Below are 14,713 nucleotides of genomic sequence, written 5' to 3'. Positions count from 1 at the left end.
CAGCAGCCGGAATGCCGGCATTCACCTTGCCGCATCGGGGCACATCTGATAAAACCCGAGTGAGTTACTCGGTTAATCAAGATGCTGATTCGCAAGCTGTTCAAGTTCGAAAACGCGCACATCGTGCGCAACTGTTCGTCCGACCGTTGCCGACGGTCGATCCACGGTCACAGCTACAAGGTCGAGGTGCTGCTGGAAGCGCATGCGCTCGATCAGGGCCAGATGGTGTATGACTTCGGCCTGATGAAAGGCACGATCAAGGACGTGATCGATGCGTTCGACCACGCGATCTGCTTCTGGGACAAGGACGACCCCGACTACATCGCGCTGTGCAAGACCTTCTCGGCGCGGTGGATCTCCATGCCTGTGTCGCCGTCGGCCGAACAGTTCGCCCGGCTGTTCTTCGTCGTCATCGATGCGCTGCTCAAACAGACGACCATGGCCAACGGTGAAGGCGACGTACTGCTGCACTCGGTGATCGCCCACGAAACCGATACCGGCTACGCGCAGGCGTTCCGCGACGACGCGTACAACCCGCGCATGGGCACGATCGCGCTCGCGGACATCGTCTTTTCCGAACAGGTGCAGATGGAATGGCAGGATCCGGCGATGTACGCCAAGCTGCAGGCCGGCGAGCTGTTTGCCAATCCGCCGGTCGAGCTTCAGGTCAGGCCCTGAGCCGGACCACGATAAAAAAGCCGCTGCACGCCGCGGCTTTTTTCATGACCAGCGCTCCCCCGAATCGGGTTGCGTCAGGGCCGCCCACAACAGCATCAGGATGGCGCCATAGGGCCAGACATCGCCGATGACCGAGGCCAGGCCGTTGAAATGCATCAGGTGGCCGTAACTCCAGCGGAACAGCGGCAGCGTCGCCGACAATTGCGGACTCAGGGGCCAGAGCCAGCCGACCGCGACCGCCGCAGCCAGCGCCAGCGCGCCGACCAGCGCCCGCAGCCTGCGCCGCAGCTGCCACAGCCCCCACAACAGCAGGACACCGACGGCACCGCCAATGACGATGTTGCGGTTGATCCAGGCAAAGAACTGCGCCGGTTGCAGCAGCATGCCGGCAAAGGTCAGCTTGACGACGAGGCCGGCCAGCAGCGTCAGCCGGATCGCGGCCGGGACTTCGCGTACGTGCTTGACCAGCACCGAGACGAACAATGCAACGCCGACCAGATGCAGCATCATGCCGCCGGCTTCGAGCAGCGACAGGAACAGCGCCGGATCGGCGAGCGGCGAGTCGAACGGCTGCGGGATGCCGCGCGGCGCGACGACGACGCCCAGGAACGGCACCGACGGGTCGAACTGGGTCACGAACCACAGTCCCAGCCAGACCAGCCCCCATTCGGCCAGCGTGCTGTCGGCCAGATGGCTGTGGCGGAACACCTGCCACGCGCGTTGCCAGCGGCGATTGGCAATGACCAGCGACAGCAGACCGCCGATGCAGGCACCAAAACCGTTGCTGAGCATGTCGAGATTCGAGGCGACCCGGTCGGGCAGGAACTGCTGGACGAATTCGATCGAGCCGGACAGCAGCACGCCCAGCAACGTCGCCAGCGGCCAGGCATACCAGCGCCGTCGCGCCATCAGGCCGGCGGCGACGCCGAGCGGCACATAGGCCAGCACGTTGACGAGGTTGTCGAACAGCGTGAAGTAGTACGGCAGCGGGTAGGTGTAGAACGCGAAAACCGGTTCACCGGTGTAGCGCCAGCCGGTAAACGGATAGAAGCTGATCGTCAGAATGACGAGCAGGTAGCAGTAGAAGAAATACTGCGAGACGCGCGATTGCGAAACCTGGTTCGCGAGAAAACTGATCGGCGGAAAGCGCATGGATGAAATCGGGGCGAGTCGCCTCGCCCCGGTTGCTCCTTATTTGGACGTCTTCACTTCGGTCCACAGCCGGTTCAGGTCACGCAGCTGCTTGCCTTCGAGCGCGTTGAGCTGTTGCAGCTTCTTGATCGCGTTCGCGTCCGGGAAGACCGCGCTGATCTTCTTGATTTCCGGCTTCACGAAAGCGCCGGCGGCGGCGTTCGGGTTGCCGGTGCCGACCATATTGGTCAACTCGGCCGCGTTCTTGCCGTCAAGCATGAAGTTGACGAACTTCAGCGCCAGATCCGGGCGCGGTGCGTTCTTCAGGATCACCATATTGTCGACCGACAGCGTGTTGCCTTCCTTCTGCAGCACGTAGTTGACGTTGAACGGACGCTTGGCGGCCTTGGCATCCTGTGCGGCCTGGAACATGTCGCTCGAGTAACCGTGGGCCACCCAGATGTTGCCCAGCGTCAGTTCCTTGATGTAGCTCTGGCTGTTGAACGCGGCCCAGAACGGCTTGGCGGCCTTGATCGTCGCGGCGGCCTTCTTCAGTTCTTCCGGCTTGACCGAGTTGGCCGAGAAACCGTTGTACATCAGCGCGGCAGCGAAGACTTCGCGGCTGTCATCCAGCACGGTGACCTTGCCCTTGATCTTGGCGAGTACCTTCGGATCGAAAATCACCGACCACGACGTCGGATCGACGCCGGCTTCCTTCAGCCGCGCATCGTTGTAGCCGACCAGCGTGGTCGTGAACGAATACGGCAGCGAATACTGGTTGCCCTTGTCGTACGAGCCGTTCAGGAAGGCCGGATTGACGTTCTTGGCATTCGGCAGCTTGGCCTTGTCGAGCGGTTGCAGCAGGTTCTGCTTCACCAGCGGCGGGATCGCGAAACCGGTCGGCACGATCACGTCGTAGCCCTTGGCGCCGGCGGCGAGCTTGGCCAGCATCTCTTCCATCGCACCGTAGTAATCCTGCACCACGCGGCACTTGCAGTCGGCCTCGAAGCGTTTCACCGTTTCCGGCGCGATGTAGTTGTTCCAGTTGTACAGGTGAAGGACATCGTCAGCCTGTGCGACACCGGCGGTCAGCAGCAAACCCAGCAGCAGTTTTTTCATGTTTTTTCCGTGTGATCCGAAAAAAACGCGGCACTTCCGTACCGCGTCGACGAGGCAGATGATGCCGCAAGCCGCCGTGTTTGCAAACGTCACGACCGGGCTTGCGACACCCGGTTTACTGCGATTCAGTTGCCGACCTTGATGTCGGTCCAGGCGCGGTTCCATGCACGGCGGGTCGTCGCGCTCAGATCGGTCAGCTGTTCGAGCTGCTTGACCTGGTTCGCGTCGGGATTGATCGCCGGCACGGCCAGCAGCGCCTTGTCGATGAAGGGCTTGGCTGCGGCGTTCGGGTTGCCGGCGCCGACGTTGTTGGTAATCCCGGCGGCGTTCTTGCCGTCGAGCATGAAGTTGATGAACTGCACCGCCAGATCCGGGCGCGGCGCGTTCTTGTGGATCACGAAGGAGTCGGCGGTCATGCCGTTGCCTTCCTTCTGCAGCGTGTAGTCGATCTTGAACGCCCGCTTGGCCTTGACCGCATCCTGCCTGGACTGGAACAGGTCGTTCGAGTAGCCGAGCGCGACCCAGATGTTGCCCAGCGTCAGCTCCTTGATGTAGCTCTGGCTGTTGAACGCGGCCCAGTACGGCTTGGCAGCCTTGATCGTCGCGACGGCCTTTTTCAGCTCTTCGGGCTTTTGCGAGTTGGCCGAGAAACCGTTATAGCGCAGCGCGGCCGCGATCACTTCGCGCGGGTCGTCGAGCACGGTGACCTTGCCCTTGATCCTGGCGAGGATCTTCGGATCGAACACCACCGCCCAGCTGGTCGGATCGATGCCGAGCGACTTGAGCTTGTCGGCGTTGTAGCCGACCAGGGTCACGGTGAAGTCGTACGGCGCCGAGTACTGGTTGTTCGGATCGAGCGGCGTGTTGGCGAACGCCGGGTTCAGGTTCTTCAGGTTCGGCAGCCTGGTCTTGTCGAGCGGCTGCAGCAGGCCCAGCTTCACCAGCGGCGGAATGCCGTAGTTCGACGGGCCGATCACGTCGAAGCCCTTGGCACCGGCGGTCAGCTTGGCGAGCGCCTCTTCCATCGACCCGTAGTAGGTCTCCTGCACCTTGCATTTGCACTCGGCCTCGAAGCGCTTGATCGTGTCGCTCGAGACGGCGTTGTTCCAGTTGAAGAGGTGCATGACCCCCTCGGCATGAGCAGCAACACTGGAAGCAAGGAGAAGGGAAAGAAGCAGCTTTTTCATCAGCACATCGCCTTTAAAAAAGTGGCACGAAGCCGGTGCGGTTCGTCCGCACATGAGGGAAACCCCGCCCGGAAGCGGGGACACGGTTCAATCCGGGCAGAAATCCACCCAGTGAAGTTCGAGCGGGTTGCGCATGATCATCGGTACCTCAGGACTGCGCCTTGATCGCACCCGGTGCGACCTTGCTGGCGATCACGATCAGCGCCAGCGTCAGCAGCATCAGCAGCGTCGAGATCGCGTTCACTTCCGGCGTCACCGCGATGCGGATCATCGAGTAGATTTGCAGCGGCAGCGTCGACGCACCGGCACCGGCGGTGAAGAAGGTAATGACAAAGTCATCGATCGACAAGGTGAACGCCATCAGCGCACCGGCAATGATGCCAGGCATGATCAGCGGCAGCGTCACCAGCCGGAACGCCTGGACCGGCGTCGCACCGAGATCGCGCGCGGCCTCGACCAGCGATTCGTCCATGCCCTGCAGCCGCGACCGCACGACGATGGCGACAAAACCGATGCAGAAGGCGATGTGCGACAGCGCGATCGACACCAGCCCCAAGGTCATGTTGAGCATGACGAAGAAGATCAGCAGCGACACGCCCATGAGGATTTCCGGGATCGCGATCGGCGTCAGCACCAGCACCGGCAGCAGCCGCAGCTTGTACTTGTACATCGCCAGCCCGGCCAGCGTACCGAGCACGGTCGCGCACACCGACGTCACCAGACCGATGATCAGCGTGTTGCGTGCGGCGGTGAGCATCTGCGCATCGTTGAACAGGATCTCGTACCACTTGAACGTGAACCCGACCCACTCGGCGTTGAGCTTGGAGTCGTTGAACGAGTAGACGACGACGATGATCAGCGGCAGGTAGAGGAACAGGTAGACGAGCGACGCGGCGCCCCACAGCCATTTCGATTGCTTAGAGTGCATTGCGCTTGCCTCCCCGGCCGATCAGCGTCGCCAGACCGGCGAGCATCAGCACCGCCAGCGTCAGCATGATCGACAGTACCGAACCGAACGGCCAGTCGCGGCTGTCGAGGAACTGCTGCTTGATCAGGTTGCCGATCATGATGCCATCGGTGCCGCCGACGAGGTCGGGCACCGCGAACATGCCGAGTGCCGGAATGAACACCAGTGCTGCGCCGGCCCACACCCCCGGCAGCGACAGCGGCCAGGTGATGCGCCAGAAGCGCTGCCAGGCGTTGGCGCCGAGGTCCTGCGCGGCGTCGAGCAGGTTCATGTCGTGCTTTTCGAGATTCGCGTACAGCGGCAGCACCATGAACGGCAGGTGCACGTAGACCAGCACCAGAATCACCGCAAAATGGCTGAACAGCAGCTGCACCGGGCCGATGCCGATGACGCCGAGCACGGCGTTGATCGACTTGGCGAAGTAGCCCTGCGGCCCGAGGATGATCATCCACGAGTAGACGCGGATCAGGAAGTTGCTCCAGAACGGCAGGATCACCATCAGCACCAGCAGGTCGCGGTGCTTCTTCGGGCTGCGCGCGATCAGCCATGCCAGCGGGTAGGCCAGCGCAAGGCAGATCACCGTCGTCAGCCCGGCGTACCAGAACGACTTGAGGAACAGCTCGAAGAACACCGGCTCCTGGAAGAAGCGGGTGAAGTTCTCCAGCGTCAGGAAATCGGCGTAGTTGCCGGCGTTGATCAGCAGCTCGGTCTTGCCGGTGTCCGGGTTGACGTTCATCAGCGGCAGCAGGCCGCCGTAGTCGCCCGGGAAGCGGAACGCCGCGAACGCCATGATCGCCGACGGAATCGCGAAGAACAGCAGCAGGTAGAGCAGCGGCGGGCCGGAAATCAGCCACTTGGCCAGTCGGTTGTTGCGCATTGCCAAATCCCGTCAGGCGAGGACGAAGTGGCCGGCGTCGAAACGCCATGCCAGTTCGACCTGGTCATTGTCGTCAAAGAAACGCGCGCGGCCCGATGCCGCGTTCGGCAGCATCGTTTCGACCAGCGTGCCGTTGTCGAGCTCGACGATGTAGATCGTCACGTCGCCGAGGAACAGGCAGTCGTGGACCTTGCCCTTGAAGTGGACCTCGTGGCCGTCGCCGGCCGGCAGCGTCGCGCCGAGGCGGATCTTTTCCGGCCGCAGCGTCAGCGTGCCCTTGTCGCCGACCTTGGCGCCCGGCACCGGCAGCGCTTCGGCAATGCCGACGCCTTCGATTTCGAGCTTCATCTTGCCGTCGTCGATGCCGACGACGGTGGCGTCGAGCAGATTGCACTGGCCGATGAAATCGGCGACGAAGCGGCTGTTCGGGTAACTGTAGATCGTCTCAGGCACGTCGAGCTGGGCGACTTCGCCCTTGTTCATCACGGCGATCCGGTGCGACAGCGCCAGCGCCTCGCCCTGATCGTGGGTCACGTAGACGAAGGTGATGCCGACTTCCTTCTGCAGGTTGATCAGCTCGATCTGCATGTCCTCGCGCAGCTTGGCATCGAGTGCGCTCAAGGGCTCGTCGAGCAGCAGCAGGCGCGGCCGGTTGACGAGCGCGCGGGCGATCGCGACGCGCTGGCGCTGGCCGCCGGAGAGTTCGTGCGGGAAGCGCGTGGCGAACTGGGTCAGCCGCACGTCGTCGAGCACTTCGTCGACGCGCGCCTTGATGTCGGCCTGCGATACCTTGGCCATTTTCAGCGGGAAGGCGATGTTTTGCGCAACGGTCATGTGGGGGAACAGGGCGTAGCTCTGGAACACCGTGTGCACCGGGCGCTTTTCCGGCGGCACGCCGGCGACGTTCTGGCCGTCGAGCAGGATCTGGCCCGAATCCGGCTGCTCGAACCCCGCGAGCATGCGCAGCAAGGTGGTCTTGCCGCAGCCGGACGGACCGAGCAGCGTGAAGAATTCGCCGGCCTCGACCGACAGGCTGACATGGTTCACCGCGGTGAAATCACCGAAGGTCTTGACCACGTCGCGGATCTCCAAGAGCGCCATGTTGTTCCCCGAGAAAAAACGGCCCGTAGTTTAGCGGCTTTCCCCCCCCGGGGACAGGCGTTTTTACCAACAAAGACAAGGGATTGCGCGGGGTTTGTGTCCTGCGGCCACAATGCGCCGTTTATCGGGGCGGCTGCAGGTCCGCACAAGGGCCGTGACCGTATAATTTGCGGCACCTTGATGCGGACGAACGACATGACAATGAACTGGGAGCGACTGCTTTCCGCCGACCGGCTCGGCACCGATCAGGCCACGCCGATCGAGGCCGGCCGCAGCAATTACCACAAGGATCACGACCGCATCGTGTTCTGCTCGCCGTTCCGCCGGATGGGCCGCAAGACCCAGGTCCACCCGATGACCGAGAACGACCACGTCCACACCCGGCTGACGCACAGCATCGAGGTTGCCTGCGTCGGCCGATCGCTCGGCGTACTGGTCGGCGAGGCGATCCGCGACCGGCTGCCGGCCCACGTCAACCCGTACGACCTCGGTGCCATCGTCCAGGCCGCCTGCCTCGCGCACGACATCGGCAACCCGCCGTTCGGCCACGCCGGCGAATACGCGATCCGCGACTGGTTCCGCCGCGACGAGCACGCCTACCTGCTGCAGAACCTCGCCCCGGACGAGCGCCGCGACCTGACCACCTACGAAGGTAACGCGCAGGGCTTCCGCATCATCACCCAGCTGGAAAACCACCGTTTCGAAGGCGGCCTGCGGCTGACTTTCGCGACGCTCGGCACCACGCTCAAGTACCCGTGGACCAGCGAACACGCCGGCCCCAAGGGCAAGTACAGCTGCTACACCAGCGAATTGCCGCAGCTGCGGCAGGTCGCCGCCGCACTCGGCCTGCCCGAACTCGCACCGGGGCGCTGGGCGCGGCATCCGCTCTCCTACCTGATGGAAGCGGCCGACGACATCTGTTACGCCATCCTCGACCTCGAGGACGGCATCGAGATCGGCACGCTGGCGTACGAAACGGTCGAGCCGATCCTGATGAAGATCGCCGGCGGCGAGCGCGACCTGCTGGCGCTGGAAGTCTCGGCGGCGCCGAGCGTGCGGCGGAAGATATCGCTGCTGCGCGGCAAGGCGATCGACCGCTGCGTGCGCGACGTCGCCGCGACCTTCCTCGCGCAATACGGGCGGCTGATGGACGGCAGCTATCAGGGCGACCTGCTCAACGACTGCCCGGCTGCGATGCGTCACGGCATCAACGAGGCCAAGCAGCTGGCACGCGACCGCATCTTCAACGAGCGCCGCAAGATCGAGATCGAGGTCGGCTCGTTCACCTGCCTCGACATCCTGCTCGATGCCTTCTGCAACGCGGCCTACCAGCTCAAGGTCAACCCCGAGCTGCCGTTCCGGATGCGCCGGGTACTCGATCTGATGGATTACAACGCGCCGAAAAAGGAATGGCCACTGTACGACGCCTACCAGCGCGTGCTCGATTTCATCGGCGGCATGACCGACAACTACGCAACCTATCTGGCGCAGCAGGTCGGCGGCATGGGACGCTGACCGCTTAGGGCGTCCCGCTCGACGCAGGACGCCGTCATGCAAGGCATGAGTGACGGCCACACGGCAAGCGGCTTAGTGACGGGAACCGATCCGTCGCCAATGAGACCATCCTTGGTTCGCGTCCGTTTACGAGATCCACCGGATGATCCGCTTCCTGCTGGCGGCGCTCTGCTGCGCCACCACCCTCCCCGCCCTTGCCGCAGCCCCCCGCTGCGAGCGCGATGCCCTTACACTGAGCAGCCGCATCGACAAGGCCACCGCCGGCCTCAAACCCGAGACGGTCATCGGCCCCGACGGCAGCAAGGCCAACCACTACCAGAGTGACGCCGGCGGACTGATCGTCGAATCCAGCCAGGACGGCCTTACCTCGATCCGCTACTACAGCAAGGACGGCAAGCTGCGCTATCTGCGAGGCTTCAGCGCAAGCCGGCAGGGCAAGCGCATCGTGTCCCATACCGGACGCCTGTCGTGGAAGGAGGATGGCAGCCGTTGCGACGGGGCCAGCTACGTTCGCGGCAAGACCACCAAGCCCGATGCCGCCGCCGTGGCTTCGTACCAGGCAGGCTGGCAAACGCTGCGGCTCGCCAACGACGCCGGCGCCCCCGTGCCCCGGACGGTATCTGCGCCGACACCCCGGGCCGTTACCGCGCCGATTCGCGTCGCAGCACCGGCCTTCGTCGCCCCCGGCGAGTCAGTTTCCCGCACACCGCGCTGGCGTTGATCCGGCACAAAACCGCAAACTACCGCACACTATTTGCATAAAACCGCACGCAGGCGCATAGTGCTTGCATGTTTACCCATGAACGCCAGCAACACATCGTTGCCCTGCTGACCGATCGGGGGCGCGTCAGCGTCGCCGACCTTGCCAGTACCCTCGCGGTTTCGGACGACACGATCCGCCGTGACCTGAACGCGCTGGCCGCACTCGGTCTGGTGCAGAAGACCCACGGCGGTGCGCTGTCGCTCGACGTGCCGAACATGCGCCGCAGCGCCCGTGCCGCCGTGCTGCCCGAAGTCAAGCAGGCACTCGGCCGCCGCGTCGCTGCGCTGATCGAACCGGGCCAGACGCTGATGCTCGACGCCGGCAATTCGCTGCTCGCCGTTGCTCAGGCGCTGCCCGATGTAAAGCTGACGGTGATCACCCATTCGCTCGACATTGCCCAGCTGCTGTCCGAACGCGAGCAGGTGAAACTGATCCTGCTCGGCGGTGAATGGGATGCCTCGCAGCGCCTGTTCCGCGGATCGACGATGCTGGCCATGGCGCAGCAATACCGTGCCGATCTGGCGATCATGGGCGCCTGCGCGATCCACGCGACGCTCGGCGTCACCGCCAGCGACGAATCCGACGGTGCGATCAAACGTGCCTTCATCACCGGCAGCATCCGCAGCTGGCTGGTGTCCGATCACAGCAAGTTCGACGAACACGCGCCGTACGCGGTCGCCCCGCTCGCCGCATTCGAGCGCGTTTTCACCGACCGCGACCCGCAGCTGCCGCTCGCCCCGACCACGACCCTGACCCTGCTCACGGAGACCCAATATGGCTGAAACCCTCAACGTCGCCCTCGTCGGCTACGGCTATGCCGGCAAGACATTCCACGCCCCGCTGATCGCCGCCGTACCCGGCATGGCGCTCGCCGCCATCGTCTCCAGCAGCAAGGACAAGGTCGCCGCCGACTGGCCGGATGTTCCGGTCCACGCCGACGTCGCCAGCGTGCTCGCCGATCCGGCGATCGGCCTGGTCGTGATCGCCACACCGAACGACACCCACTTCGACCTGGCCCGCCGCGCACTCGAAGCCGGCAAGCATGTCGTCGTCGACAAACCGTTTACCGTGACCGTCGCCGAAGCGCACCGGCTCGAAGCCGTTGCCGCCCGCGCAGAGCGGGTGCTGTCGGTCTTCCACAACCGCCGCTGGGACGCCGATTTCCTCACGCTGAAGGCGCTGGTCACCTCCGGCAAGCTCGGCGATGTCGTGCAGTTCGAATCCCACTTCGACCGTTTCCGTCCGCAAGTACGGCAGCGCTGGCGCGAAGCGGCCGTCCCCGGTGCCGGGCTGTGGTACGACCTGGGGCCGCACATCGTCGATCAGGCATTGCAGCTCTTCGGCAAGCCCGATGCCGTCTACGCCGACCTCGCGCAACGCCGCGACGGCGCACAGGCAACCGACTACTTCCATGTCCTGCTGCGCTACGCCCAGACCCGCGTGATCCTGCATGGCAGTGTGCTCGTTCCCGGCGGCAGTCCGCGTTTTGCCGTCCACGGCACAGCGGCCAGCTACATCAAGCACGGCCTCGACGTGCAGGAAGACCAGCTCAAGGCCGGTGCACAGCCAGGCTGCGACGGCTGGGGCAAGGACGAGATGCACGGCATCTGCTATGTCGGCAACGCCGACGCACCGATCGTCGAACCGATCGCCACGCAGGCCGGCGACTATCGCCATTACTACGCAGGCGTCCGCGATTCCGTGCTGTCCGGTGCCGCCAATCCTGTGCCGGCCGGCGAGGCCATCCTTGTCATGGACATCATCGAGCTGGCCATCCGCTCGGCCGAAGAACGTCGCGAACTGACACTGCCATGAGCGCAAAACACGACATCAACGCCGATCTGGCGCTGATTGTCGAACAGGAACAGCTGCTCCAGTTCGAACGCTTCGATGCCGACACCGCGTTCGAGCTGGGCAGCCGGCTGCGCGACGCCGCCACCGCGTACGGCACACCGGTGGCGATCGAAATCTGGCTGAACGGCAGCCCGCTGTTCTTCTTCGCCATGCCCGGCACGGCACCCAGCAACGCCGACTGGCTGCGCCGCAAGCGCAACACCGTCTGGCATTTCGGCCGCAGCAGCTATGCCATCGGCCTCAAGCTTGCCAGCAGCGGCGACAGCCTTGCCGGCAAGCATGCGCTGCCCGAGCGTGACTACGCCGCGCACGGCGGCGCCTTTCCGCTGGCGATCCGCGGCACCGGCATCGTCGGCACCATCGCGATTTCCGGGCTGCCGCAGCGCGATGATCACGGCGTGATGGTCGCGGTGATTGCCGAATACCTCGGCATCGATCCGGCCGCCGTCGCCCTGCCGGGCTGGTCCCCCGGCTTGCCACCCCGGCAGCTTTGCCTTTAGCATCGGCATTGCGCTTCCCCACGGGAAGCCGCCGTAAGCGTTTACGTCAAGCAACGCGCCAACTTCTGCCGGCATTTGCCGGGGTAGTGTCCTTCCGCCTGCCGGAAGGGGCGCCTTGATCTGCCGGCTTATGGAGCTTCCATGTCTTTCCCGCAATCCTCGTTCCGCAAACTCCCCGCCCGCTATGCCTCCGTCGTCATGCCGCTGCTGCTGTCGCTGCTGATGACATGCATCGTCTCGGTCATCAGCACGCTGCGCGGCATCGGCCCCGGCGGTTTTCCGCAGGTCTGGCTCGCTGCCTGGGGGCTGTCGTGGCTGGTCGCGTTTCCGGTACTGCTGCTGGTACTTCCGGTCGTGCGCCGGCTGACGATGCTGATCGTTCGGCCTGCATGATCCCGCATAGGCCCGAATGAACAACGCCCCGGCAAGTCGGGGCGTTGTTCATCTCGTGTGAAACACGCGGCAGAGCGACCGCCTGCACCGCTTCAGCCGGTCCCGGATGCCGGCGTCGCGACGGGCTGCGGCGGCGCCCCGCTCACCAGGACATCCCACGCCGCCATCGCAGCACCAGCCATGCCGAGCAGCACATCGTGGCCGGCCCCATCCAGCGCCTGCATCGACATGCCCTGACGGACGCCGATGTAGAACGTCGCCAGCATCTGCACATCGACCGTTGCCGGAATGTCGCCGTCCGCCACGCCGCGCACCAGCCGCGCCCTCAGCAGTGCATCCGAACGGAGCCGCCGCTCGTGCAGGTGCTGCCAGACGCCGGCATTGGCCGGCGTGCAGTTGAGCGCGGACAGCAGCACCATGCAGCCCGCCGGCCGGTCCGGTTCGCAGAAACACCTGGCGCTGGCCCGCAACAGGCTGGCAATCGCTTCGCGCGCCGACGGGGTGTTCTGCAGTATCTCGGCGACCGGCGAGCCCGCTTCGCGGTCGTACAGGTCGAGTGCTTCCTTGAACAGTGCTTCCTTCGAGCCGAACGTCGAATACAGGCTGGGCGAGTTGATCTGCATCGCATCGGTCAGACACGCCAGCGACGAGCCTTCGTAACCGTGCTTCCAGAAAATGGTCATGGCCCGGCGCAAGGCCTGCTCTCGGTCAAAACAGCGCGGGCGTCCTCGCTCGGCCATGTACGGTCTCCCGGTTTCATTCACCAGTGCGACGGGGAGGATGCCTGAAAGGCAGGACAGCGACCGGTCACACTTCTGTAACGATCATAACAGAAATAAATTGACAGGCCGATCGGGATGCCCCAATCATATTTGTATCGATCGATACAAATAATGCGAACCGGATCGTCGTCCCGTTTCGTTCCGCGCCAAGCCGGTCTGCCCAGACCAAAACCACCGGAGTTCCAACGATGTCTGCTCACCCCCATCCCTACGGCAAGTGGCTCGTGCTGGCTGCCGTCTGCCTTGCCGGCATGATGCTGCCGCTGAGCTTTACCGCGCCGGGTATCGCGATTCCGGCCATCAGCCGGGACCTCGGCGGCAGCACGCCCGCACTGGCCTGGGTCGTCAACGGCTTCATCCTGAGTTTCGGCAGCGTGGTGATGGCGGCCGGCGCGCTGGCCGACCGGTTCGGCCGCAAGCGCGTGTTCCGCAACGGCATCGCCGCCTTCGGTGCCTTGTCGCTGCTGCAGGGGCTGGCGCCGGACCTGCCCTCGCTGATCACGCTGCGCGCATTGCAGGGCATCGCCGCAGCGACCGCGATGGCCGGAGGCTCGGCATCGCTGGCGCACGAGTTCGACGGCAAACAGCGCACGCAAGCCTACAGCCTGCTCGGCACCAGTTTCGGCATCGGCCTCGCGTTCGGTCCGGTCTGGGCCGGCTTCCTGATCGAGCAGTTCGGCTGGCGCAGCATTTTCCTGACCAATGTGGTGATCAGCCTGCTGGTGCTGCTCTTCGGCGTGCCGCGCATGCACGAATCACGCGATCCCGACGCCAAGGGCGTCGATCTCTGGGGTACGGTCACCTTCACCGGCCTGCTGCTGCTGCTGACGCTGGGCATCATGCAGGGTCCCCAACGCGGCTGGAGCAGCCCGCTGGTCGTCGCCCTGCTGCTGGGTGCGGCCGTGTTCCTCGCGGTCTTCATCCAGGTCGAACGCCTGCATCCGCGTTCGATGCTCGATCTGCGCCTGTTCCGCAACCTGCGCTTCCTCGGGGCACAGGCCTTGCCGCTGGGCACGGCGTTCAGCTTCGTCGTGCCGTTGATCATCCTGCCGGTCCGCTTCATCGGCGTCGAAGGCTACGACCCGGTACGCGCCGGACTGATGATGATCCCGCTCTCGGCTCCGATGCTGTTCGTGCCCTTCCTCGGCGCACTGCTCACACGCTGGTTTGCGGCCAGCAGCCTGTGCGCGATCGGCTTTGCCATCTCGACCGCCGCCTTGCTGTGGCTGGCGACGGTGGCGCCCGGTGCTCCGGCTGCGGATTTCGTCTGGCCGATGCTGCTGATCGGCGTCGGCGCCGGGCTGCCCTGGGGACTGATGGACGATCTGGCCATCAGCGTGGTTGCCAGGGAGCGTGCCGGCATGGCAACCGGCTTCTTCACCACGGTACGGGTCGCCGGCGAATCGCTGGGGCTGGCGATCTCGGGCGTCGTCCTGATCGGGCTGCTGCAGGGCGGGCTGGCACAGCAGTTCGGCACCCACATTGCCGTCGTATCGATCGCCAATACGCTGGCCGCGGGCGACATCGCACAGGCACAGGCCGCCCTGCCCGGCCATGACCCGTCGGTCTGGCTGGCGATCTACGGCAAGGCCTTCCAGCAGATGGCGTTTGTACTCGCCGCGCTGACCCTGATCTCGGGCCTGATCGCCTTCCTGACCCTGCATCATGCCCACGCGAGACAGGCAGCGGGCGCGACACTGGCGCCGCAAGCAAACGGCTGAGTATCGACGCCTGGTCTGACCTTTGGTCAACCGCGCCATTCAGGCGACGACACCCGACACCCCGGCATGCCGGGGCATCGGGCTTTGCGCCGCTTGCACAACAAAGCACCGGCCCGGCGGACTGC

The 14,713-nt window shown here is 64.6% G+C and carries 15 protein-coding genes; 8 read left to right on the top strand and 7 right to left on the bottom strand.

Annotated elements, in window-relative coordinates; genetic code table 11:
- The first annotated feature begins 81 nt into the window (after positions 1–81).
- Positions 82–678: a 6-pyruvoyl trahydropterin synthase family protein gene (locus JMJ54_RS09310; protein ID WP_203538057.1), complete on the top strand. Its 597-nt coding sequence runs from the start codon at positions 82–84 to the stop codon at positions 676–678.
- Between the two features lie 42 nt (positions 679–720).
- Here the strand turns inward: JMJ54_RS09310 and JMJ54_RS09305 are convergent, their stop codons facing one another.
- The 6 genes from JMJ54_RS09305 to JMJ54_RS09280 all read right to left on the bottom strand — a co-directional run bounded on the left by JMJ54_RS09305 (position 721) and on the right by JMJ54_RS09280 (position 7,060).
- A complete protein-coding gene (locus JMJ54_RS09305) occupies positions 721–1,830 on the bottom strand; it encodes a VanZ family protein (protein WP_203538055.1) in 1,110 nt (369 codons plus the stop codon).
- A 39-nt stretch (positions 1,831–1,869) separates the two neighbouring features.
- A complete protein-coding gene (locus tag JMJ54_RS09300) occupies positions 1,870–2,928 on the bottom strand; it encodes a polyamine ABC transporter substrate-binding protein (RefSeq protein WP_203538053.1) in 1,059 nt (352 codons plus the stop codon).
- A 125-nt stretch (positions 2,929–3,053) separates the two neighbouring features.
- Entirely contained in the window at positions 3,054–4,115 is a 1,062-nt protein-coding gene (locus tag JMJ54_RS09295) for an ABC transporter substrate-binding protein (RefSeq protein ID WP_203538051.1), read from the bottom strand.
- Between the two features lie 148 nt (positions 4,116–4,263).
- Positions 4,264–5,043, bottom strand: a complete 780-nt coding sequence (locus tag JMJ54_RS09290) for an ABC transporter permease (protein WP_203538049.1) — start codon at positions 5,041–5,043, stop codon at positions 4,264–4,266.
- Positions 5,033–5,959, bottom strand: coding sequence for an ABC transporter permease (locus tag JMJ54_RS09285; RefSeq protein WP_203538047.1), 927 nt, complete (start codon positions 5,957–5,959; stop codon positions 5,033–5,035). The genes JMJ54_RS09290 and JMJ54_RS09285 overlap by 11 nt, the downstream gene beginning before the upstream one ends.
- Positions 5,960–5,971: 12 nt before the next feature.
- Positions 5,972–7,060 (bottom strand): ABC transporter ATP-binding protein, encoded by a 1,089-nt coding sequence (locus JMJ54_RS09280; protein WP_203538045.1) that lies wholly within the window; start codon positions 7,058–7,060, stop codon positions 5,972–5,974.
- 195 nt (positions 7,061–7,255) lie between these two features.
- Here JMJ54_RS09280 and JMJ54_RS09275 point away from each other — a divergent pair, with 195 nt between their 5' ends.
- The 6 genes from JMJ54_RS09275 (at position 7,256) to JMJ54_RS09250 (ending at position 12,085) form a co-directional block, all read left to right on the top strand.
- Entirely contained in the window at positions 7,256–8,575 is a 1,320-nt protein-coding gene (locus tag JMJ54_RS09275) for a deoxyguanosinetriphosphate triphosphohydrolase (protein ID WP_203538043.1), read from the top strand.
- Between the two features lie 142 nt (positions 8,576–8,717).
- On the top strand, positions 8,718–9,296 hold the full coding sequence (locus tag JMJ54_RS09270) for a hypothetical protein (protein WP_203538041.1): 579 nt from the start codon (positions 8,718–8,720) through the stop codon (positions 9,294–9,296).
- Between the two features lie 68 nt (positions 9,297–9,364).
- Positions 9,365–10,120, top strand: a complete 756-nt coding sequence (locus tag JMJ54_RS09265) for a DeoR/GlpR family DNA-binding transcription regulator (RefSeq protein WP_203538040.1) — start codon at positions 9,365–9,367, stop codon at positions 10,118–10,120.
- Positions 10,113–11,153, top strand: coding sequence for an oxidoreductase (locus tag JMJ54_RS09260; RefSeq protein WP_203538038.1), 1,041 nt, complete (start codon positions 10,113–10,115; stop codon positions 11,151–11,153). Before JMJ54_RS09265 ends, JMJ54_RS09260 begins: the two co-directional genes overlap by 8 nt.
- Positions 11,150–11,692 (top strand): heme-degrading domain-containing protein, encoded by a 543-nt coding sequence (locus JMJ54_RS09255; RefSeq protein WP_203538036.1) that lies wholly within the window; start codon positions 11,150–11,152, stop codon positions 11,690–11,692. Before JMJ54_RS09260 ends, JMJ54_RS09255 begins: the two co-directional genes overlap by 4 nt.
- 141 nt (positions 11,693–11,833) lie before the next feature.
- Entirely contained in the window at positions 11,834–12,085 is a 252-nt protein-coding gene (locus JMJ54_RS09250) for a DUF2798 domain-containing protein (protein ID WP_203538034.1), read from the top strand.
- Positions 12,086–12,177: 92 nt separating this feature from the next.
- Here the strand turns inward: JMJ54_RS09250 and JMJ54_RS09245 are convergent, their stop codons facing one another.
- Positions 12,178–12,768: a TetR/AcrR family transcriptional regulator gene (locus tag JMJ54_RS09245; protein WP_238999993.1), complete on the bottom strand. Its 591-nt coding sequence runs from the start codon at positions 12,766–12,768 to the stop codon at positions 12,178–12,180.
- Between the two features lie 287 nt (positions 12,769–13,055).
- On the opposite strand from JMJ54_RS09245, the gene JMJ54_RS09240 reads away from it, so the two are divergent.
- Entirely contained in the window at positions 13,056–14,588 is a 1,533-nt protein-coding gene (locus tag JMJ54_RS09240; RefSeq protein ID WP_203538030.1) for an MFS transporter, read from the top strand.
- Positions 14,589–14,713: the final 125 nt, after the last annotated feature.

It is taken from the genome of Jeongeupia naejangsanensis, from assembly GCF_016865585.1.
Classification (GTDB): domain Bacteria; phylum Pseudomonadota; class Gammaproteobacteria; order Burkholderiales; family Chitinibacteraceae; genus Jeongeupia; species Jeongeupia naejangsanensis.
The sequence above is the reverse complement of the archived record's forward strand: the minus strand, read 5'-3'. Positions and strand labels throughout refer to the sequence as shown.

Bases quoted from the DNA above. Each gene is read 5' to 3' on its own strand.
- JMJ54_RS09250 (WP_203538034.1), top strand. From the start codon at position 11,834: ATGTCTTTCCCGCAATCCTCGTTCCGCAAACTCCCCGCCCGCTATGCC.
- JMJ54_RS09280 (WP_203538045.1), bottom strand. From the start codon at position 7,060: ATGGCGCTCTTGGAGATCCGCGACGTGGTCAAGACCTTCGGTGATTTC.
- JMJ54_RS09290 (WP_203538049.1), bottom strand. From the start codon at position 5,043: ATGCACTCTAAGCAATCGAAATGGCTGTGGGGCGCCGCGTCGCTCGTC.
- JMJ54_RS09300 (WP_203538053.1), bottom strand. From the start codon at position 2,928: ATGAAAAAACTGCTGCTGGGTTTGCTGCTGACCGCCGGTGTCGCACAG.
- JMJ54_RS09245 (WP_238999993.1), bottom strand. From the start codon at position 12,768: ATGACCATTTTCTGGAAGCACGGTTACGAAGGCTCGTCGCTGGCGTGT.
- JMJ54_RS09275 (WP_203538043.1), top strand. From the start codon at position 7,256: ATGACAATGAACTGGGAGCGACTGCTTTCCGCCGACCGGCTCGGCACC.
- JMJ54_RS09295 (WP_203538051.1), bottom strand. From the start codon at position 4,115: ATGAAAAAGCTGCTTCTTTCCCTTCTCCTTGCTTCCAGTGTTGCTGCT.
- JMJ54_RS09270 (WP_203538041.1), top strand. From the start codon at position 8,718: ATGATCCGCTTCCTGCTGGCGGCGCTCTGCTGCGCCACCACCCTCCCC.
- JMJ54_RS09285 (WP_203538047.1), bottom strand. From the start codon at position 5,959: ATGCGCAACAACCGACTGGCCAAGTGGCTGATTTCCGGCCCGCCGCTG.
- JMJ54_RS09305 (WP_203538055.1), bottom strand. From the start codon at position 1,830: ATGCGCTTTCCGCCGATCAGTTTTCTCGCGAACCAGGTTTCGCAATCG.
- JMJ54_RS09255 (WP_203538036.1), top strand. From the start codon at position 11,150: ATGAGCGCAAAACACGACATCAACGCCGATCTGGCGCTGATTGTCGAA.
- JMJ54_RS09240 (WP_203538030.1), top strand. From the start codon at position 13,056: ATGTCTGCTCACCCCCATCCCTACGGCAAGTGGCTCGTGCTGGCTGCC.
- JMJ54_RS09260 (WP_203538038.1), top strand. From the start codon at position 10,113: ATGGCTGAAACCCTCAACGTCGCCCTCGTCGGCTACGGCTATGCCGGC.
- JMJ54_RS09310 (WP_203538057.1), top strand. From the start codon at position 82: ATGCTGATTCGCAAGCTGTTCAAGTTCGAAAACGCGCACATCGTGCGC.
- JMJ54_RS09265 (WP_203538040.1), top strand. From the start codon at position 9,365: ATGTTTACCCATGAACGCCAGCAACACATCGTTGCCCTGCTGACCGAT.